This window comes from Solibacillus silvestris (assembly GCF_051967575.1).
Classification (GTDB): domain Bacteria; phylum Bacillota; class Bacilli; order Bacillales_A; family Planococcaceae; genus Solibacillus; species Solibacillus silvestris_B.
Genome location: NZ_JBQCJW010000006.1, coordinates 163,959 through 186,126 on the forward strand (window position 1 = coordinate 163,959; position 22,168 = coordinate 186,126).

Sequence of the window (22,168 nt, forward strand, 5' to 3'; positions counted from 1 at the left end):
TTTATCGTAAAACAGCAGAATTAAGCGAGATTTTAAGGCTTATAAATTGGTAGATGGACAGTTTACCAATTTATAGGCCCTTTTTTTAATGATTTTACATTTACGATGTAATCACGAAAGGAGGCGTACAAAATGAAAAAACTAATTCTACCATTTTGTGCAGTAATACTTTTTGCAACACAAGCACCCGTTGCGAATGCGAACGCGATCGAGGGGGGCAAATCAACAACAATCAATCATTATCAATCGACATCCGACTATAAAACAAAGTTGAATAATTACTTTAAAACTGTAAAAACAACACCACAAAAATTGACGATAAAAAATGCGGAGAAGAAGACAACTCCAATCGAAAAAGAGCAAGCAGCAAAAAAAGAGGAATCGGCAAACGTCCCGACAAATTCTGCGGCATCAGCAAAAACAACAGCAACTACTACAAACAATGATCAAACAAAGACAGATCAAATATTGTCGATTGAAGAAAAAGTTGTTGAACTAACAAATGCGGAGCGCGCCAAAAACGGTTTACAGGCATTGCAAATAGATCGGGCAGTTATGGCAGCAGCGCGTGAAAAATCCCAAGATATGAAAAGCCATAATTATTTCTCGCATACATCACCGACATTCGGCAGCCCGTTTGACCGCTTGAAAGCATTGGGCATCTCTTATAAATCTGCAGGAGAGAATATTGCAAAAGGCCAGAAAACGCCAGAGCAAGTTGTAGAAGCCTGGATGAATTCAGCAGGACACCGCGCGAATATTTTAAATAAAGATTTCACGCATATCGGTGTCGGGTATGTACAAGACGGCAATATTTGGACACAGCAATTTATAAAAAAATAAAGAAAATGCAGCTACCTTTTTCGAAATGGAAAGGGTAGTTTTTACATTTAAATTCCTTTATTTAAATAATAATCATTTTCGCATTTTGACATATTTATAGTAGGAAATATCGATAATGCTCGAGCAAATTTAAAGCAAATATTTTATAACATGTTCAATTATGCTACAATAGGCGATATACTTTATAATGCTCTATAAAAAAAACGAGGAAATTTTATGCAGTGAGAAGGGAGAAATTACGAAAAAAATACTTTTTTGAAATAATGAAAATAGTTAGCTTGTATACATAGAAACAGCTGCTGATTTTTGAAAAGCTATATTAGTAAAAAATGTTAATAAAATAACATGCTAAATAATTAAGAAATTTATCGAAGCATGATGAATTATCATGTTGCATAAAATATATGAAATGACATTTGTTTTGTTAGGAGAAATTTATGAACGAAAAATCAATTATTTTAACAGGTGGAGGAACGGCTGGCCATGTTTCGTTAAATGAGGCAATCATTCCATCATTAATAGAGGCAGGATACGATGTCCATTACATCGGTTCGCATGACGGCATTGAAAAAGAACTGATAAGCAATGCTTTCCCATCATTGCCTTATTACAGCATATCAAGCGGGAAGCTGCGCCGCTACTTTTCGATGCAGAACTTTACAGATCCATTCAAAGTATTGGCAGGGGTTACGCAAGCATTTTCAATTATAAAAAAAGTGAAACCTACCGTTATATTTTCAAAAGGCGGATTTGTATCGGTGCCGGTCGTGATAGCGGCAAAATTGGCGGATATCCCGGTTGTCGTGCATGAATCTGATGTTACACCAGGTTTGGCGAATAAAATTTCACTACCTTTTGCATCGCATATATTTACGGTGTTTAAAGAGACGATGAAGCATTTGCCGAGCGACAAGACGACATGCACCGGCTCTATTATTCGCCAGCAGCTTTTTGAGGGGAATCGTGAGCGTGGTTTAGCACTGTGCCAATTCATGACAGACAAAAAGGTGCTGCTAGTCATGGGGGGAAGCTTAGGCTCGGTTGTCATTAACGAGGCGCTTCGGGAAAACTTGCCAACATTGCTCGAACATTATCAAATTATTCATTTATGCGGAAAAGGGAATCTGGATACAACAATTGAAAGTTTGCAAGGCTATAGCCAATTTGAATATGTGACGACAGAATTACCCGACCTTTTGTATGCGGCAGATTATATCGTATCGCGTGCAGGATCAAATTCAATCTTTGAGTTTTTGGCATTGCATAAGCCGATGCTGCTCATCCCTCTTTCAGCAGCCAAAAGCCGCGGGGATCAAATTTTAAATGCAAACTTATTTAAAAAACAAGGCTTTGCACAAGTATTGGATGAAGAAACATTGACAAAAGAGGCTTTTTTACAAGCGATCAACAAGCTTGTAGCGCATGCCGATGAGATGATCGATCAAATGCTTGATGTCGAACAACCAAAAACACCGCAAGAAATGGTTGCATTAATTACACAATATGAAAAATGAGAAAAGGGGCTAACCAAAAGTCAAAACTTTTGAGATAGCCCCTTGATTTTTATTACATTGCTTGTTCTTCAGCTTCCTCATGCGCATAAGCAGTTGTTAAATAGAATAAGTCTTTCGGAATTTTGTATAGGCGAAATTTAGTGGCGCCTTGGTTAATTTCGTTAAAAAGCGATGGATTTGTAAGCTCGGCATCCACTACATATGGTAATTTTAACGCCGCTGCTTGTGAGCGCCCATTTTCCTCGCGGATACGCAAAAAAATTGTATGGAATTCAAATTCAAAAAATAACTCATTCAGAAAAGCTAGTTTTGCTTTTTGATTGTAGCCTAATCCTTGAAATGGTTTTCCAATCCAAGTGCCTAAAAAACCAGCACCTTCTTGAATATCGAAAATACTGATTGTCCCGATAGGAGCACCCCATTCATCGACAATCGTACGTGAAATCGTTAAACCGTTCTGTTCTTCTTCAATTAATTGCTTTGTCATAAATAAGTACTCTTCTGCTGAAGCTGCTTTATGACGTACGAATGGAAATACGGATGGATGACGTAATAGCTCGTATAGCTCTGCAGTTTCGTGAAGTTCTCGTTGTTTTAACATGTGAAACGCCTCCTTTTAAGAAGAAAATGGTAGAGCCTGTTGTAAAGAAATTGTGTAAATAATCTTCTAATGCTAAAAGGTTCTTTATCATAAGGCAACAGTCATTTCGAACTTGATCTTACCTAAAAGAATTTGACGTTAAACTATTGTACATAATTCGTATGTCTCGCTCTATCCTAGACAATGAAAAACAATATCGAAATAAGAATTGTATCTACATTTTATTATAATATCTTCTCTTTCTGCAACTTTCAAGCTCGAAAAAAACATTTTTTTCTATTAAAAATCTTTATATTCTGAAAAATATAAATATTAAATATGCCGATGAAAAGGTATTTTTTTTGCAAAGTATAATATAGTAATAAAGAGAATGTGGAGGCAAAAAAAGTGAAAGTACAATTTGCTAAAGTTCAAGGTTCAGGCAATACATTTTATTTATACGAAGCATTATATGATGAGCAGATTGATTTTGTGAAAGCGGCAAAACAATTATGCGATCAGTCCAATAATGGGGGCGCGGATGGTCTGCTCCTCGTATTGCCATCAAAATTTGCGGATGCTAAAATGCGTGTCATCAATGCGGATGGCTCGGAAGCTTCGATGTGCGGCAATGGATTGCGCTGTGTCGCCCGCTATATATGCGAAAAATTGCGCGTAGATGAAGCGACTATTGAGACGATGCATGCATGTTTGAATATTAGAAGGGCAGCGTCAATTTTTGAGCAGCTGCCTACTTTTTCTGTTGAAATTTCGCCGATTTCATTTAATTTATCTTCTTTGCCAATGACGATTGAAAACAAAGTACAACAGCAGCATGAACCAATTCCCGCATTTTCGCACGAAATTCCATTTACTGCGGTTTCTGTACCTAATCCTCACTTAATAGGAATCGTAGACAAAAAATATATAGAAAATACATCACATCAACAGCAACTTGCTTCTTTTTTAAATGCGGATAATGAATATTGTCCGGATGGTGTGAATGTCAGCTATGTATTGCCTCTTTCGCCAAATGAAATTTTCGTGCGCACTTTTGAGCGTGGTGTGGGCTTTACAAATGCTTGTGGTACGGCGATGACCGCCTCAGTGCTTATTGCGACGATTGAAAAATTCGTCACAGAGAATAAGGTGACCGTATACAACCCTGGTGGTTTCGTTCAATGCGAAGTTTCCAAAATTCATGATGAATGGAAATTAGCACTAATCGGAAATGCAACCATTATTGGTTATTATGAATTTGAGCTTATTGGTGATAAAATGATTTTTATGAATTGTTTTCTAACGGATGAGCAAGTACAATATGAGAAATGTAATATTTTTGCAGAAAATAAGTTAAGAAGCTATATGTAGAGAATAGTGCAATAGGGGGATATAGACAATGAGCTCCATTTTTTCTATTAATCAATTAAATTTATTATTTGCGAATAGTAATGATGCTGTTTTTTTTATGGAGAAAGTGGGACAGCAGTATCGATATATTTTTGTCAATGAAGCCGCGATAAAACTAATAAATATCAATCCTTCAGGAAAATTTATCGAGCAGGTGATCCCGCCCCACTTAGCGAAAACGATAATTCAACATTATGATTTAACACTAAAAGACGAGAAACAGGTTGAATTCGAAGATTATACGTATGAAAAAATGGAAGTTCGAAAACAGCGAACGACAGCTATACCGGTGCTGCAAGACGGGAAAAGCTATATTTTGGCGATCACAAAAGAAGTATCATTAAGCAGGGATTTGGAAGATAAATATTTATTTATGCGCTCATTATTTTTCAAATCCTTTTTGTCAACTTTATTAGTGTCCAACGATATGCAATTACTTGAAGCGGATCCTAAGTTTATTGAGGAGTTTAATATTCAAATGGAAAGTCCTCATGATGAAAGCCTATTTGAATTGCCATTTATCGATGAGAAAAGTGCAGCAAGACTGAAGAATTTTTTACTGCGTGCGCAAAATGGCGAAAGCATACAATCGAAAATGCTGTATTTTATTGATAAAAACAATGACCGTCGCTGTTTTACTGCTACTTTTTCCTCGTTGACGAGCAATGGCGATATTATTGCTGTATTTATTATCATGCAGGAAATTACTGCGTTTATTAGACAGGGGGAAGCTTTGCGCACAGCGTCACATGGATTGGAAATGTTCAAGAATGCGATTAGCTCAGCAGCGGATGTTATTTTTACGAATGCGGACGGGGTCATTATCGATATAAATGATCGTATTATTAAAAATACCGGGTATAGCCGAGAAGAGCTAATCGGAAAGACACATCATGTTTTCAATTCCGGACATCATTCGAAGGAGTTCTTTTCAAATCTTTGGCGCACCGTAAAAAAAGGGAAAATCTGGCGCAGTGAAGTATGCAACCGCAAAAAAAACGGCGAAATCTACTGGATGGATTCGACAATTGTGCCGCTTAAGAACGAATACGGAGAGATTGATCAGTTTTTAACGGTCCAATACAATATTTCCTCCGAAAAGAAATTACTGTCCGAATTATATAAAATTGAGCGTACATTCCGGGCTATTACTGAAAATACGAATGATTTCATCGTTGTTACAGATCGATTCGGTAAAATTAAATATGCATCCCCATCATATTCCCGTAAGCTTGGATATGAAGAGGACGAATTGATCGGTTCCCCATACGAACATTTATTGATGCCGGAAAGTATAGATGTATGGCACAAAGCATTGAATCCGGGACAGATTGACATAGCAGAAGAACAAAAAATCGATTTATTATTGCATAAAAAAGACAATAGCCCGATTTGGACAGAGGGCGATTATACGATGTCGCTTGATCTGCCCGGTCATGAAGTGTCGGAAATTGTCATGGTTTCAAGAGAAATAACAGAGCGCAAACAGCTGGAGGACAAGCTGACATATTTAGCGTATCACGACAGTCTTACACAGCTTGGCAACAGGAGAAAGCTATACAAGGAATTTCCCATGATTTTGAGTAATGCAAATCTTTCCAATACGAGCCTAGCTATTTTTTATCTCGATGGCGACAATTTCAAGCAAGTAAATGATGTATATGGCCACGATGTAGGGGATGAGTTTCTAATTCAATTTGGCCATTCCCTCGAGCAAAGTGTGCGCCATGAAGATTTAATTGTCCGGTTAGGCGGCGATGAATTTTTAATTGTCTTTACAGGATTGTCTGCAAATATTAAAGAGCGGATGCTTCAAATTGAACAAATTATGGAACGGATAAAACAGCAGCTGCAAATAGGATGGACGATAAGAGGAATTCATTTTTCCCCGACTGTTTCCATCGGTATTTCGATTTATCCGCAGCATAGTGAAAATTTGGATGAGCTAATCGATTTAGCGGATCAAGCTTTATATAAAGCTAAGCAAATGTCACATAATCATTACTGCATTAGCAGTATGTAGCAATAAAGATGGGGAGTGCGGGGATTTTCCGTACTCTTTTTTTAACTTCGGATATGCACATGGTAAACTAATTACAATGGCATTTGATCGTGTGGGAGAGGGTAAAGGATGAAACAAAAAATATTAATTATTGAAGATGAAAAAAGCATTGCCCGATTTTTGGAATTGGAGCTCCAGCATGAACAATTTGAAACGGCTGTCGCATATGATGGAAGAACAGGCTTCGAATTGGCGGACACCGGAGATTTTGATTGTATTTTGCTGGATGTTATGCTGCCTCAGTTAAATGGCATTGAAGTTTGCCGCAGAATACGAAAGAAGAGCGATGTGCCCATTCTTTTAATTACGGCTCGCGATGAAGTAATGGATCGTGTGGCTGGACTTGATGCAGGCGCAGACGATTATATTGTAAAGCCTTTTGCAATTGAAGAGCTGCTTGCGCGGATTCGATCTATTTTAAGAAGGGTAAAGCATACACAAAGCCCAAAACAGTTAATTGTGCGTAATCTGGAAATAGATGTAAATGCTTATGAAGTACAATTTGAAAATAAAAAGATCGATCTTACACGGAAGGAATTCGATTTATTGAAATTGCTTGTGGAAAACAAAAATCATGTGTGTACGCGCGAACTCATTCTAGAAACGGTTTGGGGCTTTGATACAGAGGTGGAAACGAATGTCGTTGATGTATATATCCGTCATTTGCGTTCAAAACTACAAACGAATAATGACCCGTATATTGAAACAGTACGAGGTGTAGGATACGTGATGCGCGGATGAGGAAAATATACGAAAAGCTGCTGCGACTATCATTAAAATCTAAATGGATGCTTGCTGTAGGGGTGACGATTTTTGTAAGCTATGCACTTATATCCATCGTATTGTACATTGCTTTGCAAACATGGCTCATTAATAGCGAGGAAAAAAATGCGCTGCGCACCGTCGATGATATGACGACTTTCTTTGAAGCGCAGAGCAACAGTGTTACAATAGAAAAATTGCAGAGCAATACAGCTTTAATGAAAGCTATCTTAACGCAAGAGCAAACTGTGCGCGTTTTTAATTTAGATGGCATTGAAGTAATGCGTATCAATGATGCGACATCTGCCGCCAATTTTCCGGTCGGGCAACAAAATTATTTTTCTACCATTATAGAGAAACAATCAATTGAAGGTACAGAAGCATATGTCATGCATAAAGCCGTTCAAATCGGACAATTTCAAGGGATTATGCAGCTGATCCATCCATTGATGACATTTCACTCGATGATGAACTATATTTTGACGACCATTATTATCGTTGGGCTTGGTGCCATGCTTTTATCCGTTTCCATCAGCTATTATTTGGCGAACGTATTGATGAAGCCGCTTGTCCAGCTGCGGGATGCGATGAATTTAGTGAGGAATAACGGGTTTAAGGCACAGCCGCAGTTCGATTATACAGCAAATGACGAAATTGGCGATTTGCTTCATATGTACCGCACTTTAATGAACGAACTCGAAATTTCATTTACGAAACAACAACAATTCGTCGCGGATGCATCCCATGAGTTGCGCACCCCTATCCAAGTAATCGAAGGTCACCTATCATTGATAAAGCGCTGGGGAAAAGATGAACCGGAAGTGATGGAAGAATCGTTGGATACGTCATTGTCCGAAATTATGCGCATGAAGAAAATGATTGAGGAGCTTCTGCAATTAGCGCGCCGTGAACAAGCTGATGAACTTGCCTCTGCCGATATCGAACAAGTGTTTGAACATGTAAAAAACGAATTGCAGCAGCTGTATCCGGCTGTCCGGTTTCAAATAGCTGCAGCGGGGCGGAAGGCGAATGCTGCCGTTACTGAACATGCACTAGCTCAAATCTTTAGAAATATAATGAGTAATAGTATACGATATAGTAGCAATATACCAAACCTTCGAATACGAATTGACTATGATGCGCAATCCACAATTTCAGTGACAATCGAGGATAATGGAATCGGCATTTCACAGCAGCACTTACCTTATATTTTTGATCGCTTTTACCGAATCGATGAATCGCGCACAAATGAAGTCAGTGGTACAGGACTTGGTTTAAGCATTACAAAAATGCTTGCGGAAAAATACCGAATTGAGATGAATGTGGAAAGCATCCTTCATAAAGGAACCGTTTTTTTACTAAAATTCCAGAAAAAATAGAATAATTTTAGTCATTCTAATTGTTATTTCAATAGTTCAAGAAAAAATATGCTTATTTTGCTAAAAAGAGTTGTATTTTTTGTGAAGAGTAGTAAGATTGAGATGGAAAAAACGTTCTTTCCCCGTTTAATAATGTGCTTTTAGTCTGTGTGGAAGAATGGTAAAATATTATTTGATTTATTTTGGTAGATAAAAAAGTAATACTTTATTATCAACAAAGAAAGAATTTGATTTTGTACAGTGATGTGCAAAACTATATCTTTCCAAGTAAATTATTGGAACAGCCATAAGGCAAAATTTGGAGGTTATTTTCATGTCGAACAATGTATTACCTGCAGGTTCTCCATGGTCAGCGTTCTCTGGTCCTAACTTAGGTTATGTATTAGAGCAATATGACTTATTCCTGCAATCTCCTGAAGAAGTTGAACCGGAATTAGTACAGTTATTCCAAGCTTACGGTGGTCCTGTATTTGCAGATGGTCAACAACCAGTTGCAACAGCGGAAGCAGCAGGTTCTGGAGACTACAAAAAAGTATTAGCAGCAGTTAAATTAGCAGATGCAATCCGTGAATTTGGTCATTTAGCAGCAGATTTATACCCATTAAAAAATCGTCAATTAAACACTTCACGTATTGAAGAAAGCGTATTCAATTTAACGGCAGCAGACTTGGCGGCCATCCCTGCAACAGTATTTTTTGCAAATGTTCCTGCAGGTGTTACAAACGGTAAAGAGGCGATTGACTACTTGAAATCTGTATACACAGATAAAGTAGGGGTGGAAGTTGCTCATTTACAAAATACAGAAGAGCGTGCTTGGATTGAAGCACAAGTGGAAGGTGGAGCGTTTAAAGCGACTTTATCTTCAGAAGAAAAGAAAGCAGTTTTAGAGCGTTTAACACGCATTGAAAACTTCGAAAAATTCATCCATAAAACATTCGTAGGCCAAAAGCGTTTCTCTGGTGAAGGCTTAGACACGCAAATCATCTTATTAGATGAAATGATTAAAGCCTCTGAGACTAAAGGTGTGAAAAATGTTCGAATCGGTATGGCTCACCGCGGTCGTTTAAATGTATTAACACATGTTTTAAACAAACCATACGATATGATGTTTTCTGATTTCGCACATGTTTCCAACGACTTGTTCTTACCGGAAGATGGACGTTTGGAAATTACAAAAGGCTGGACGGGCGACGTTAAATATCATATGGGTGCTTCTTACACATATGATTCTGGTTTGAACGTAAAATTAGCGTATAACCCATCACACTTGGAAGTAGGGAATCCACTTGTAATCGGTTCTGTGCGTGCAGCTCAAGATGATACTTCTGCACCAGGATTTGCAAAGCATGATCCATCATCAGCATTAGGTATTATTTTACATGGTGATGCTGCATTCGCAGGGCAGGGGATTGTGACAGAAGGCTTCAACTTCTCGCAAACTGAAGGCTTTACAACAGGTGGTACAGTACAAATTATCGCGAACAATATGATCGGTTTCACAACTGAGCTGTATGATTCACGTTCTTCTACTTATTCATCAGATCCAGCTAAAGGGTATGATATTCCAGTAATTCACGTGAATGCTGATAGCCCTGAAACAGTTGCAGCTGTTGGACGTTTTGTAGCGGAATATCGTGTAAAGTTCAACAAAGACATCGTAATCGATTTAATCGGTTACCGTCGTTACGGTCATAACGAAACAGATGACCCGACAGTAACAAACCCTGAAACATATAAATTAGTAGCAAAACATGAGCCGATTCGCGCATTGTATGGTGCAGAATTAGCGGAAGCTGGTGTTGTATCTGCTGATGAAGTAAAAGCATTGGATGCAAAAATCTATGCGGAAATGCAAGCTGCATATGACCACGTAAAAGAAATGGCGGAAAAAGACGAGCACTTGACGCCTGATATGCCGGAAGAATTAAAAGTTGAGTTCCCTGAGATCGATACTACAGTTGATGCAGAGCGCTTAAACAAAATTAATGAAGACTTACTTGTATTTGCGGATGGTTTTGAGCCACAAAACAAATTGGGTAAAATTCTGGAAAAACGCCGTGATGCATTTGCTTCGGCGAAAATTGACTGGGGCCATGCTGAAACTTTAGCATATGCAACAATCACGCAAGACGGCACACCAGTTCGTTTCACTGGTCAAGACGCGCAGCGTGGGACATTCTCTCAACGTCATTTAGTGTTACATGATAAAAACAACGGTTCAGAGTTTACACCATTGCATCATGTTGAAGGTGTAAAAGCTTCATTCACAGTTTATAACTCACCGCTTACTGAAGCAGGTGTTGTTGGTTATGAATATGGGTATAACTTAGAAAACGAAAATGTACTTTCTGTTTGGGAAGCTCAATTTGGTGACTTCGCGAACATGGCACAAGTAATGTTCGATAACTTTATCTCAAGTGCACGTTCTAAATGGGGCCAAAAATCCGGGTTCGTTCTTCTTTTACCGCATGGTTACGAAGGGCAAGGTCCAGAGCACTCATCTAGCCGCATGGAACGTTTCTTACAACTATCGGCTGAAAACAACTGGTTTGTAGCAAACTGTTCTAACGCAGGAAACTACTACCACTTATTACGCCGTCAAGCGGCATTATTAGGCACTGAAGGGGTTCGTCCATTAGTGATCGTTTCACCAAAATCACTTTTACGTCACCCACTAGCAGCGGCTAGCGCTGAGCAACTTGCAACAGGTAGCTTCCAAGAAGTGATCGAGCAAGAAGGTTTAGGCAAAAATACTGCGGCCGTGGAAAAAATAGTGCTTGGTACAGGAAAAGTGATGATTGATTTAGCAGAGCGCGTAAAAGATGGCGAAGGTCTTGATCATTTACACATCGTTCGTGTTGAGCAGATTTATCCATTCCCTGCAAAGCAAGTAAAAGATATTATCGCTCGTTTCCCTAACGTAAAAGAAATCGTTTGGGTACAGGAAGAGCCGAAAAACCAAGGTTCATGGACATATGTTCTTGAAACATTATATGAAATCGCTGAAGGCAAAAAAGTGCGCTATGTAGGTCGTCCTGCAATGAGCTCCACTTCTGAAGGCGACGGCGACTCACATAAAGCAGCACAAGCGAAACTGGTAAACGAAGCGCTTGAAAAGTAATTTTATCGATTGACTGATACGGAGCTACTCCATCCGCAAAGCAGGAGTAGCTTGCTATACAATGATTGTGTAGCGTAATTAAAGGAGGATATGAACGTGGCTGAAATTAAAGTCCCTGAATTAGCAGAATCAATTACTGAAGGTACAATTGCCCAGTGGGTGAAAAAAGTTGGAGATCGCGTAGAAAAAGGCGAATTCATCGTAGAATTGGAAACAGATAAAGTAAACGCTGAAATCATCTCTGAAGAAGCGGGTGTATTAACTCAAATTTTAGCTGAAGAAGGCGACACTGTACTGGTTGGTCAAGTAATCGCAGTAGTGGAAGCTGGCGAAGGCGCAGCACCTGCTCCAGCAGCACCAGCTAAAGAAGAGGCAGCTGCTCCAGCACAGGAAGCACCTAAAGCAGCGCCTGCTCCAGTAGCAGTGGAAGAAACTTCTGGGGAGCGCGTTATCGCTTCACCAGCAGCCCGTAAATTAGCACGCGAAAAGGGTATCGACTTAGCAGCGATTTCTCCAGTGGATCCACAAGGTCGTGTCCGTGTACAAGATGTTGCGGCACATGGTACTGCTTCAGCAGCTCCAGTTGCTCAAGCACCAGTAGGCAATGGTCCTATGATTTTCACTCCAGCAGGTGATACGGACCGCGTAACGGTTGAAAAAATGAGCCGTCGCCGTCAAACAATTGCGAAACGTTTATTGGAAGTAAAACAATCGACTGCAATGTTAACAACATTCAACGAAATTGATATGACAAACATTATGGCATTACGTAAACGTAAACAAGATGAGTTCGTAAAAGCGAACGACATTAAATTAGGCTTCATGTCATTCTTTACAAAAGCGGTTGTGGCGGCGCTTAAGAAATATCCTTATGTAAACGCGCAAATTAATGGTGATGAGATTCACTTAAACAACTTCTTTGATATCGGCATCGCTGTATCAACAGAAGAAGGTTTAGTAGTTCCAATCGTCCGTGATGCGAACGCTAAAAACTTTGCTGAAATCGAAAAAGACATCGCTGGTTTAGCTGCAAAAGCACGCGACAAAAAATTAGGCCTAAACGATATGGCAGGCGGATCATTCACGATCACTAACGGTGGTGTGTTCGGTTCATTAATGTCAACACCGATCATGAACGGTACTCAAGCTGGTATTTTAGGTATGCACTCAATCGTAAACCGTCCAGTAGCTGTAAATGGCGAAGTTCAAATCCGCCCAATGATGTATGTGGCATTGTCTTATGACCACCGTATTATCGATGGTAAAGATTCTGTTGGCTTCCTAAAAACAGTAAAAGAAATGATCGAAAACCCAGAAGATTTATTGTTGAATTCATAATTAATACAGCTTTCGAAAAACCACTTTGCATTTGCAGGGTGGTTTTTTGTTCGTGTGCCAGGCATAAAATGGAGGATTTCCCTTGGGATAACCGGAAAATCACCGCTTATTTATTCCGAAACGGATCCTATTGCGGAAATAAGCGAAAAATCTCCGCTAATTTTTCCCCTCATTACTTAATTAAGAGCCAAAATCGCCCTCAGCAATTGCGAATTTTGCCCAATACGGAGGAAGGGCTTTTATTAAAAGTGAAACAACCACAGTTTTCAGCGCCTCTGCAGAAGTGATGAAACGTTTACATTTACAGAGGGTCTTTCAATACTTCATTTGTTGGGATAGACCGACATATGTATAAAAATGTGGGTTCAGCGAAAAATGGTTGCTTATTGTGAGGTTAACTTTCAGAAAACTGCCTGTTGACAGAAATATCGCAATAATGTAATATAAACGTATCAATTTCATAACAAAACCTCACAAACTACGTGAGGTAGAGGCGCGATATTTATTAGTTTTATATGGAGTCATTGAGCTGACTATGAACTATAAAAGAAGGGAATATCGCCGAAGTTTTATTAATGCTCGAGTTAATAATGCTGGGTCTGCAGTGAATAATTGCAGAACTGTCTCAGTCATCGCATTCCAGATGATTGAGTTGTGCTATCTCAAAATGGGATCTGTAGAGGATTTGGGCTTATTTATACATATTAACGACCTAAATTGCTTTAGGTCGTTTTTTGTATACATGAAAAGCTGAAAAATGATAAGGGGGAAATTTACGATGAAAAAGAAATTATTAATGCTGGTTGCTGCAATGATGACAATGCTTGTACTTGCTGCATGTGGTGCGAGTGATGAAGGAACTAAGAGTGGTTCGGACAAAAAAGTACTAAAAGTAGGGATGGAAGCAGGCTATGCACCATTCAACTGGTCGCAGAAGGACGATTCGAACGGTGGCGTGCCGATTGATGGCTCAAAAGAATTTGCGGCAGGCTATGATGTGGAAATCGCGAAAAAGATTGCGGAAGGTTTGGATATGGAATTAAAAGTGGTAAAAACGGATTGGGATGGCTTGATTCCATCATTGCAATCAGGGGCAATTGATTTAGTCATTGCGGGCATGTCGCCGATGCCTGAGCGCATGGAAGCAATCGATTTCACAGAAAACTATTATACAAGCGACTATGTCATCGTTGTAAAAGCAGATGGACCATACGCAAATGCTACATCGCTAAGCGATTTTTCAGGCGCTAAAATTACAGGCCAACAAGCGACAACACACTATGATGTAATCGACCAAATCGAAGGTGTGAAAAAGCAAGTAGCAGCAACGGATTTTGGCGCAATGCGCGTTCAATTACAATCAGGTGCGATTGATGCATATGTATCAGAGCGTCCTGAAGGCATTTCCGCTGAGATGGCATTAAAAAACATTAAATACATCGTTCCAGAGCCGAACTTCGAAGCGGATGAAGCATCGACAGCTGTAGCAGTAGGATTAAAAAAAGGCTCTGAATTACGTGAACAAATCAACAAAGTTTTAGCTGAAATTTCGGAAGAAGAGCGTCAACAATTCATGGAAGACGCAATTGCAAATCAACCAGCAGCACAATAGTCGTGAAGCAATAATTGTAGTAAGCGTGAGTGCTAATTATAATTTTGCCTCCGATGGATGTCAGGGATTCAAATATGAATTTTCAATGAAGGCGCTATGTCGAATCCCGGCTCACCTATGCCTCTGCATAAGTGATTATAAAAGGTTGTCTTGCCGGCAAACGGGAGACAACCTTTTTCTATTAAAAACATAACTTTTTACATATAAAGTATAAAGATAAAAGAATTGGAGGACAAGACTATGGCATTTTTGGAATCAGCATGGAACTTGTTTACGAACAACTGGGATTTATTCGTACGTGGAGCTTGGACCGCACTTCTATTAGCAATCATCGGAACAATTTGCGGTACGCTTATCGGATTTTTCATCGGCATTATGCATACAATCCCACAACGCAAAAAAACTATCAAAACAATGCTGTTTAAACTAGTGAATTTTATATTAACAGCCTATGTTGAAATATTCCGCGGCACGCCGATGATGGTACAGGCGATGGTTGTGTTTTACGGCTTAGTCTATATGGGGATTGATATTGACCGCTTTTTGGCTGCCTCAATCGTTATTAGTTTAAATACGGGTGCATATATGGCTGAATATGTGCGTGGCGGCATTGTATCAATCGATAAAGGGCAATTTGAAGCAGCGCAAGCAATCGGGATGAATCACTTGCAAACGATGATTCATATCGTTATTCCGCAAGTAGCGCGCAATATTCTGCCTGCTACGGGAAATCAGTTCGTCATGAATATTAAAGATTCATCTGTATTAAGCGTAATTTCGGTCGTGGAACTGTTCTTTACGGCAAACTCGATTGCGGGCAGCAACTATAAATATATCGAAGCATTCTTCATCGCAACGATTCTGTATTTTATCATGACATTCACAGTAACACGCTTCTTACTATTATTCGAAAAGAAAATGGATGGACCTGCTGCATATAAAGTGGAACTCATTACTGGAAACAAGCTAGAAAAGGACGGTGAATAATGCATGACTATTGTAATTGGCATAAACCATTTAAATAAAAAATTCGGCGAACATGAAGTTTTAAAGGACGTCAATTTCCAAGTGAACAAAGGAGAGGTCGTGACGCTTATCGGTTCTTCCGGTTCAGGAAAGTCGACATTATTACGCTGCATTAATTTACTTGAAACACCAACTGCAGGCGAAATTATATATAATGGCGAAAACATTTTGCATGATGGTCATAATATCGAGAAATACCGGACACATTTAGGCATGGTCTTTCAACAGTTTAACTTGTTCAATAATCTGGATGTGCTGAATAACTGTGTTGTTGGCCAAATAAAGGTGTTAAATCGGACGAAAGAGCAGGCACAGCAGAATGCGCTGAAATATCTAGAGCTTGTTGGAATGGCTCAATATAAAAATGCGAAACCGAAACATTTATCAGGGGGACAAAAGCAGCGTGTGGCCATAGCGCGTGCGTTAGCGATGGACCCTGATGTGATGCTGTTTGACGAACCAACATCTGCACTTGACCCCGAGATGGTCGGGGAAGTGTTAAAAGTGATGCGTCAACTGGCAGATCAAGGGAACACGATGCTCATTGTGACACACGAAATGGAGTTTGCGAAAGAAGTATCTGATCGTATCGTCTTTATGGATAAAGGCGTCATTGTCGAAGAAGGGCATCCAAATGAAGTGCTCGTCAATCCGAAACACGAACGCACAAAGGAATTTTTAAAACGGACATTGCGTTAATGAGAAAAAGCTCGCATATTTAAGCGAGCTTAATTTCTTGAGTTCCATTCACTTACGAGTATAAATATAATTGCAAAAGCGATCGCTATTGCGAAAAACCACATTGGAACACTACCAAATGCCATAAATTCCACCTCTGCTTGTGAGTTTAACATGGAATAATACTTCCTTCAATACCGGCAACAGGTGAAGAAAATAAAAATATCCGATGAAATTCGATAAGGAAAAGGCATCAATCCACATTTTATTGAAAAGTTGTATAGCCGAGTCTTTCCTCTGACGGAAAAATCGTATAAAATAAGAGAGTATAGATATAAGCTAAAAGTGAGGGAACAACATGCTACATTTAAATTGGAAAGATGCAGCGACAATTCGTACAGTAAAATGTGTACATACAAATGCATCAAAATATTTAGTATCGAATGTATTAACGGCAGGGAAAGAATATGAAGTGAAAAACGAGACCGAAGAATTTATTTTTGTCATCGACAACACGGGTGAAGTTGGCGGATACTATAAAGAGTATTTCGCATAAAAACACGGGGTGCATTAAAAAGTCATTATGGCTTTTAATGCACCCCGAATTTTATTTTTGCTCTAAAATCGTGTGCTCGATTTCATGGCGTTTTTCGTCTGTTTTCACATGTATGCGCAATGTATCTTCAATATCATGCAGCAGTTGAAGCTGTGTTTGTTTGAAGCGGTCGATGTCGGTATGCGATAGCGCTGGACGGTTGGCGGTCCTGCGCGACACTTCAAGCATTTTCCCGTTTTTGCGCATTAATTGCTCGGATGCATTCATGAGGCGCTCCTGTGATTGCATGGCGCGGCGCTGATTATTCATATTTAAAAGCATCGCAATTTGTGATTGCCATAAAGGGATTGTCGTCATGATGGAGCTTTGAATTTTTTCGATCAGCATTTGATTCGTTTGCTGAATCATGCGGATTTGCGGAGCATATTGTATTGCAACTTCGCGTGACAGCTCTAAATCATACATACGGCGGTCGATCCACTCGATTTGCATTTCAGCATCCTTTAGATCATGCTGCTTAAATGGATTTTGGCCATCCGCCGCTTCTTTTTGAAGGGCGGGCAGCAAGACATCTCTCATATGCTGCTTTTTTATTTCTAGTGTCGCAATATAAATATTGATTTCCTGAAAGTATTGTTCATTCATTGCATATAATTTATTTAAAAACTGGTAGTCGCTCAAAAGGGCATTTTGGTTATATTCCAATTGAATGCTTAAACGATCAATCCGCTTGCTCAATTTATTGTAATGTGTCATTACTTCCTGAATGGACTGTGTCGAACGGCTAAACAGCTTTGCAAAGAAGCCTTTTTCCTGATCGATCAATGCATCCGGATCAATCATTTCCAAATGCTGCATTAAGTCGGATAACACTTCACCGACTTTACGCATATCTTTGCGTTGGATGTATTGCAGCATTTGTGCTGTAAACTTTTTTAATGCCTCCTGGGCAGGCAAGCCGAATGCCAGTACATCCTCATATAGCTTCGGCTCCATGTTTTGGGCCAATTGTAATGCCCGTTGCTTCATTTGATTGGATAATGATGCGAAAAGCGGTGAGGCTGCATTGTTTGCAACATTCACCGCAAATTGTTCTTTACTGACTTGCAAGTCCACATTTTCACTCGTCGTAAAGGCATCAAATGGATTATTCATCATATTCATTTACTACTCACCGCCGATTTTTAATCGATCTTTTCGTTTTTCATTCGACATCTTTGCAAAGTCAAGTTCGATTTTTAAGTTTTCGATATCAGACGATAAAGCATTTTTCAAATCGTCCTCTATCGTTATTTGAAGCTCTTTTAATGTTTTACGGGTATCTTCCAATGCCAAATGAACATCCGTACCCGGAACCTGCTCTTTCGTCAATAATGTATATTTATCCGACAGCTGAACCGCTGAAGGCAAATGCGCATAGAAGAAGTCTTCCACCGCATAAAATTTATGAGGGTTTGTTTGCACAATATTAATGATGCGTTTTGCAAGCTTCGACATTTCACTTATTTGCTTGAATGAACGCACAGAACGGACCCGGATATATTGTTGATTTAATGCCTGAATATGCGCACGTGCTTGTTTTAGCTGTGCTTCGATTAAATTGTATTCCGATTTTGACAGTCCGAGCTTTTTGCTTTGGGTTGATTTTTGAATGGCGAATGTAATTTTATTGCTAATAAAATACGCTGCTACTCCAAGAGGTAGCGCAAGCATCGTCACTATACCCGAGAAATTGATGAAAGTAAGTGCAAGTGCTGTAATAAAAACTAAAAAATTTATTAAGTGGCGTGTGAGAAAATTCATAGGACCAAGCATTTTCGTACCTCCTTTACTCGATACTATTGTTACGTACGAAACAAAAAAAAGTTTCAATCATTCTGAGTTCCGCGGAAAAAAATATGTTTTCGGGAAATTCGCTCAAATGAATATACATTTCATCATAATTAAAAGAGATGTTTTTCTAATCGTATCAATTTTTTGCTTTATAACAAAGTAAAAAGTTTTAAAACATGCAAAGGGGAGCACTCCGCAAAACTTTCTGGACACTCCCCGCGAAACAGATATTAATGAAGCAAACGCTCTTTTTCAATTATTTTAATTAAGTCATTGATGTATCCAATTACATGGATAGAAGCTTGTTCGATTTCCTGCAAGTGAATTTCCGCCTGTGCAGGATTGCCTGCATTAAATTGTTCAACAGCTGCTTTTGCTGAAATATGCACTTGCTCATGGTGATGGTCCAGTTCTATGTAAGAAGCATGGTTTCCGAAGCGTGCTTTCGTTTTCTCCAATGTATACCATTTCCCTAAACGGCAATCGCGGTGTGAAGATACTTCTGCTGGAGTCAATTGTTCCAAACCTAAGAACATATTGTAAACACGCCATTTCCATAAAATATGATCCGCTTTTGAAAGCAATAATAGAGAAATACTAGAAAGCTGTACATTATTATTTGTCGTTACTTCATTTCGGAAGCGTGTAATTTCTATACCTAACTTATGAATATCGGCGGAAGTGCTGTTTCCAAACAGGCGGATATCCTCCTGCAAATTCGAAATCTGAACCATGCGCATCGAAATTTCGTCAATTGATGCGGCTTGCTCCTCAGAAGCGGCAGCCGTGGCAGTCACATCCATATTAATGCTTTCAATAATCTCGACAATTGAATTCAATAATGGCAATGATTCCTTAGCTTCATCTGTCGCTTCGCGAATAATCGTCGTCGTTTCAGAAATGGAACTTGCTACATCATTGGAATAGTTTTTCAATGATTGGACATTTGTTGAAACTTCCCCTAACGCCGAAACTGTATTTTCGGCCAGTTTCCGTACTTCTTGCGCAACGACGGCAAAACCTTTTCCGTGTTCGCCTGCACGCGCCGCCTCAATAGAAGCATTGAGCGCAAGCAAGTTCGTCTGGTCGGCAATCTGATTTATCAATGTTACGACACTTTCAATATCATTTACATGCCTTTGCAATTGCTTGAAGCTATTTACAATTTCCGTGAATGTTTCTTCTGTAGTGAAAATTTCTTGCAATGCATGCTCGATTGATTGCTTTCCTTTTGCCGCGTTTTCTACTGATTCATTTGTCTTTTCCGCAATATTTGTGGAAGAACGGGCAATTTCCGCAATGGAAGCAGCCAATTGCTGTGATGCGGCGGTCGAGCTTGCGATATCGTCGGATTGTGTATCAAGACGTTGGATCAAGTCTTTCATATACATAATATTTGCGTTGGCATCTGTTAAAGATGCAAGTTCTTCAATGACATTTTCGACTAGGCGTTCAGTCATCACCTCGATCAGCAGCTCCTGTTCAATATTGACAGCAGCAGAAACAGATTTCATATATTTAAATGCTACAGGGGGCTTTATCCCAAAATTATGTAAAACTAATGTCGTAATATAAAAAGAAAATTGATTGAAAACAACGATTAACTTTCCAGGTTCAAACCGATTTTCCCGTAAAACGTTGAAAAACTTAATCGTTTGGTCAATATAATCATCGTTTCGTTCTGCAAGGAAGAAATTTTTTAAATAGCGGTCAATTTGCGCTTCTGAAATTTGATTTGTTTTATCCGGTGCAATTTCATCTAAATATTGGCTGAAAATAACATTCATCGTCGGAGTTGATGAGGCGACACGATCAAAAACGGCTTTTAAATGGTCTTGGTCCTGTCTTTTGAAATTGTTGAACGTTAAAGTTTCATGGAAGCGTCCAGTAGCCGGTAAATCGGTGCCACGCTCGAATAAATCGTGTATTTCAGCTTTAGGTCTAAAATTTGAAAACATACATATCCTCCTTAGTCAGTGTGAAACTTACCATTATATTACCATACGGAAATAAGCATTAATAGACATATCCGTCTATTCTGTATAAAATAAACGTATAAAGAAAGGATAATGTTTATGTATAAAATTATTTATATGAAGGCCGATTATGAGCCTTGGTGGCAATTTGACGGCTGGGAAGAACATATCGTATCAGTTGAACAATTTGCGACAGAACAACAATTCCAAGTTGCAATTAATCATTTGCTCGCTCAGTTTCGAAAAAAATATGAGTTTGAAGCACATAAAAAAGAACATTTTTATGCGTTTTGGTCTGAAGATGAATGTGAATTTTGCGAGGCATGCGACGACGATGCCCAAATTTATCATGGCATTATTTTATTGACCCCTAACGCAATTGCCCAATAACTATACTTAATTGAAAATTTACACAATTCGATAAATTGCGATTGACAGTTAATATCATCATATATATACTATATTTAACAATTAAAATGATTTACCGAATACAATGGATTCACATATTACAAACAGTAATCGAGTTAGTTGATCGGTACTCTTGTAGTATGTGTTTTTTATTTCGTGCGTTTAATTGTTAACTTTTATTCTTGGAGGTATTCTAAAATGAAACAAGGGACAGTAAAATGGTTTAACTCAGAAAAAGGTTTTGGTTTCATTGAAGTCGAAGGGGAAAATGACGTATTTGTGCATTTCTCGGCAATTCAAGGTGAAGGCTTCAAAACATTAGACGAAGGTCAACAAGTGGAATTCGAAGTTGTGGACGGCAACCGCGGACCACAAGCTGCGAATGTGACAAAATTATAATCCAAACAAATCTCGAAGCCACGTAAAGTAATGCGTGGCTTATTTATGTTGAAAAAATTGTGAATTTTAGCATTGCGGATAATTATGCATAAAGCTGGGCATGGAAGCGATCGACAATATGAATATCGAATTGTACGGAATTTTGGCAATTTAAGGACAATTGATGCAACAATAAAGACGGGACAGTGCTTTAAAAGCAAAAAAGAAGGATTGCAAATTGCTTGCAACCTTCTTTTTGTATTCGAAGCGTATGGCAAATCTTAGCTTAAGCCTTGTGCATCTTTCCAATCCAAAAACTCATCATATGTTAAGGGTTTATCTAAAATTGAACCATCTTCACGGATTTCGATTACGCGGTTAGCGATTGTTTGAATGAATTGGTGGTCATGTGAAGTAAAGATCATCGCGCCTTTGAAGCGGATTAAACCTTCGTTCAATGCTTGAATTGATTCAAGGTCTAAGTGGTTCGTAGGCTCATCCAATAATAATACGTTCGAGTTTGAAAGCATCATTTTTGAAAGCATACAGCGAACTTTCTCTCCACCTGAAAGTACAGCAGGAGATTTCTTCACTTCTTCACCAGAGAATAGCATACGGTGTTTGTCAATATAGTTGTCGCATCAAGCTACTTAACTTTTCTATCAAAATCAAAATCTGTTCTATTAAAATCC

Annotated in this window: 18 protein-coding genes, 1 pseudogene and 1 riboswitch; of the genes and pseudogenes, 14 read left to right on the forward strand and 5 right to left on the reverse strand. The window is 39.0% G+C overall.

Translation table 11 applies throughout. The features are described 5' to 3' along the window. The first annotated feature begins 132 nt into the window (after positions 1 to 132). Positions 133 to 843, forward strand: a complete 711-nt coding sequence (locus ACTHOQ_RS06150) for a CAP domain-containing protein (protein ID WP_440494867.1) — start codon at positions 133 to 135, stop codon at positions 841 to 843. Between the two features lie 437 nt (positions 844 to 1,280). Next, on the forward strand, positions 1,281 to 2,357 hold the full coding sequence (gene murG / locus ACTHOQ_RS06155) for an undecaprenyldiphospho-muramoylpentapeptide beta-N-acetylglucosaminyltransferase (RefSeq protein ID WP_440494868.1): 1,077 nt from the start codon (positions 1,281 to 1,283) through the stop codon (positions 2,355 to 2,357). A gap of 52 nt (positions 2,358 to 2,409) precedes the next feature. On the opposite strand, the gene ACTHOQ_RS06160 is transcribed toward murG, so the two are convergent. Then, positions 2,410 to 2,958 carry a GNAT family N-acetyltransferase gene (locus ACTHOQ_RS06160; protein WP_440494870.1) on the reverse strand — a complete coding sequence of 183 codons (549 nt, stop codon included), beginning with the start codon at positions 2,956 to 2,958 and terminating at the stop codon, positions 2,410 to 2,412. Between the two features lie 387 nt (positions 2,959 to 3,345). Between ACTHOQ_RS06160 and dapF the strand changes: the two genes are divergently transcribed. The 10 genes from dapF (at position 3,346) to ACTHOQ_RS06210 (ending at position 16,881) form a co-directional block, all read left to right on the forward strand. Further along, the gene (dapF, locus tag ACTHOQ_RS06165; RefSeq protein WP_440494872.1) at positions 3,346 to 4,308 is read left to right on the forward strand and encodes a diaminopimelate epimerase; all 963 of its coding nucleotides are present in this window, start codon (positions 3,346 to 3,348) and stop codon (positions 4,306 to 4,308) included. Positions 4,309 to 4,336: 28 nt separating this feature from the next. Beyond that, entirely contained in the window at positions 4,337 to 6,370 is a 2,034-nt protein-coding gene (locus ACTHOQ_RS06170; RefSeq protein ID WP_440494873.1) for a sensor domain-containing diguanylate cyclase, read from the forward strand. A gap of 108 nt (positions 6,371 to 6,478) precedes the next feature. Next, the gene (locus tag ACTHOQ_RS06175) at positions 6,479 to 7,150 is read left to right on the forward strand and encodes a response regulator transcription factor (protein ID WP_440494874.1); all 672 of its coding nucleotides are present in this window, start codon (positions 6,479 to 6,481) and stop codon (positions 7,148 to 7,150) included. After that, positions 7,147 to 8,550 carry a HAMP domain-containing sensor histidine kinase gene (locus ACTHOQ_RS06180; protein ID WP_440494875.1) on the forward strand — a complete coding sequence of 468 codons (1,404 nt, stop codon included), beginning with the start codon at positions 7,147 to 7,149 and terminating at the stop codon, positions 8,548 to 8,550. The genes ACTHOQ_RS06175 and ACTHOQ_RS06180 overlap by 4 nt, the downstream gene beginning before the upstream one ends. A 313-nt stretch (positions 8,551 to 8,863) precedes the next feature. Beyond that, positions 8,864 to 11,671, forward strand: coding sequence for a 2-oxoglutarate dehydrogenase E1 component (locus ACTHOQ_RS06185; RefSeq protein WP_440494876.1), 2,808 nt, complete (start codon positions 8,864 to 8,866; stop codon positions 11,669 to 11,671). A gap of 96 nt (positions 11,672 to 11,767) precedes the next feature. Continuing rightward, on the forward strand, positions 11,768 to 13,009 hold the full coding sequence (odhB, locus tag ACTHOQ_RS06190; RefSeq protein ID WP_440494877.1) for a 2-oxoglutarate dehydrogenase complex dihydrolipoyllysine-residue succinyltransferase: 1,242 nt from the start codon (positions 11,768 to 11,770) through the stop codon (positions 13,007 to 13,009). A gap of 480 nt (positions 13,010 to 13,489) precedes the next feature. Continuing rightward, positions 13,490 to 13,677, forward strand: a riboswitch (Lysine riboswitch). 110 nt (positions 13,678 to 13,787) lie between these two features. Further along, the gene (locus ACTHOQ_RS06195; RefSeq protein ID WP_440494878.1) at positions 13,788 to 14,621 is read left to right on the forward strand and encodes a transporter substrate-binding domain-containing protein; all 834 of its coding nucleotides are present in this window, start codon (positions 13,788 to 13,790) and stop codon (positions 14,619 to 14,621) included. A 240-nt stretch (positions 14,622 to 14,861) separates the two neighbouring features. Further along, positions 14,862 to 15,608 carry an amino acid ABC transporter permease gene (locus tag ACTHOQ_RS06200; RefSeq protein ID WP_440494879.1) on the forward strand — a complete coding sequence of 249 codons (747 nt, stop codon included), beginning with the start codon at positions 14,862 to 14,864 and terminating at the stop codon, positions 15,606 to 15,608. A gap of 3 nt (positions 15,609 to 15,611) precedes the next feature. Then, the gene (locus tag ACTHOQ_RS06205; RefSeq protein WP_440494880.1) at positions 15,612 to 16,346 is read left to right on the forward strand and encodes an amino acid ABC transporter ATP-binding protein; all 735 of its coding nucleotides are present in this window, start codon (positions 15,612 to 15,614) and stop codon (positions 16,344 to 16,346) included. Between the two features lie 337 nt (positions 16,347 to 16,683). After that, positions 16,684 to 16,881 (forward strand): DUF6501 family protein, encoded by a 198-nt coding sequence (locus ACTHOQ_RS06210; protein WP_440494882.1) that lies wholly within the window; start codon positions 16,684 to 16,686, stop codon positions 16,879 to 16,881. A gap of 51 nt (positions 16,882 to 16,932) precedes the next feature. On the opposite strand, the gene ACTHOQ_RS06215 is transcribed toward ACTHOQ_RS06210, so the two are convergent. From ACTHOQ_RS06215 to ACTHOQ_RS06225, 3 genes are all read right to left on the reverse strand, one after another. Then, entirely contained in the window at positions 16,933 to 18,045 is a 1,113-nt protein-coding gene (locus ACTHOQ_RS06215; protein WP_440494883.1) for a toxic anion resistance protein, read from the reverse strand. A 3-nt stretch (positions 18,046 to 18,048) separates the two neighbouring features. Continuing rightward, the gene (locus ACTHOQ_RS06220; RefSeq protein ID WP_440494885.1) at positions 18,049 to 18,696 is read right to left on the reverse strand and encodes a 5-bromo-4-chloroindolyl phosphate hydrolysis family protein; all 648 of its coding nucleotides are present in this window, start codon (positions 18,694 to 18,696) and stop codon (positions 18,049 to 18,051) included. A gap of 248 nt (positions 18,697 to 18,944) precedes the next feature. After that, positions 18,945 to 20,672, reverse strand: coding sequence for a methyl-accepting chemotaxis protein (locus ACTHOQ_RS06225; RefSeq protein WP_440494886.1), 1,728 nt, complete (start codon positions 20,670 to 20,672; stop codon positions 18,945 to 18,947). Positions 20,673 to 20,789: 117 nt separating this feature from the next. Between ACTHOQ_RS06225 and ACTHOQ_RS06230 the strand changes: the two genes are divergently transcribed. Further along, a complete protein-coding gene (locus tag ACTHOQ_RS06230; RefSeq protein ID WP_440494887.1) occupies positions 20,790 to 21,080 on the forward strand; it encodes a DUF1033 family protein in 291 nt (96 codons plus the stop codon). A 216-nt stretch (positions 21,081 to 21,296) separates the two neighbouring features. Continuing rightward, positions 21,297 to 21,497, forward strand: a complete 201-nt coding sequence (locus ACTHOQ_RS06235; RefSeq protein WP_188225735.1) for a cold-shock protein — start codon at positions 21,297 to 21,299, stop codon at positions 21,495 to 21,497. Between the two features lie 260 nt (positions 21,498 to 21,757). On the opposite strand, the pseudogene ACTHOQ_RS06240 reads toward ACTHOQ_RS06235, so the two are convergent. Next, positions 21,758 to 22,093 (reverse strand): annotated as a pseudogene (locus ACTHOQ_RS06240) (ATP-binding cassette domain-containing protein); the annotation flags it as partial. Between the last annotated feature and the right edge of the window lie 75 nt (positions 22,094 to 22,168).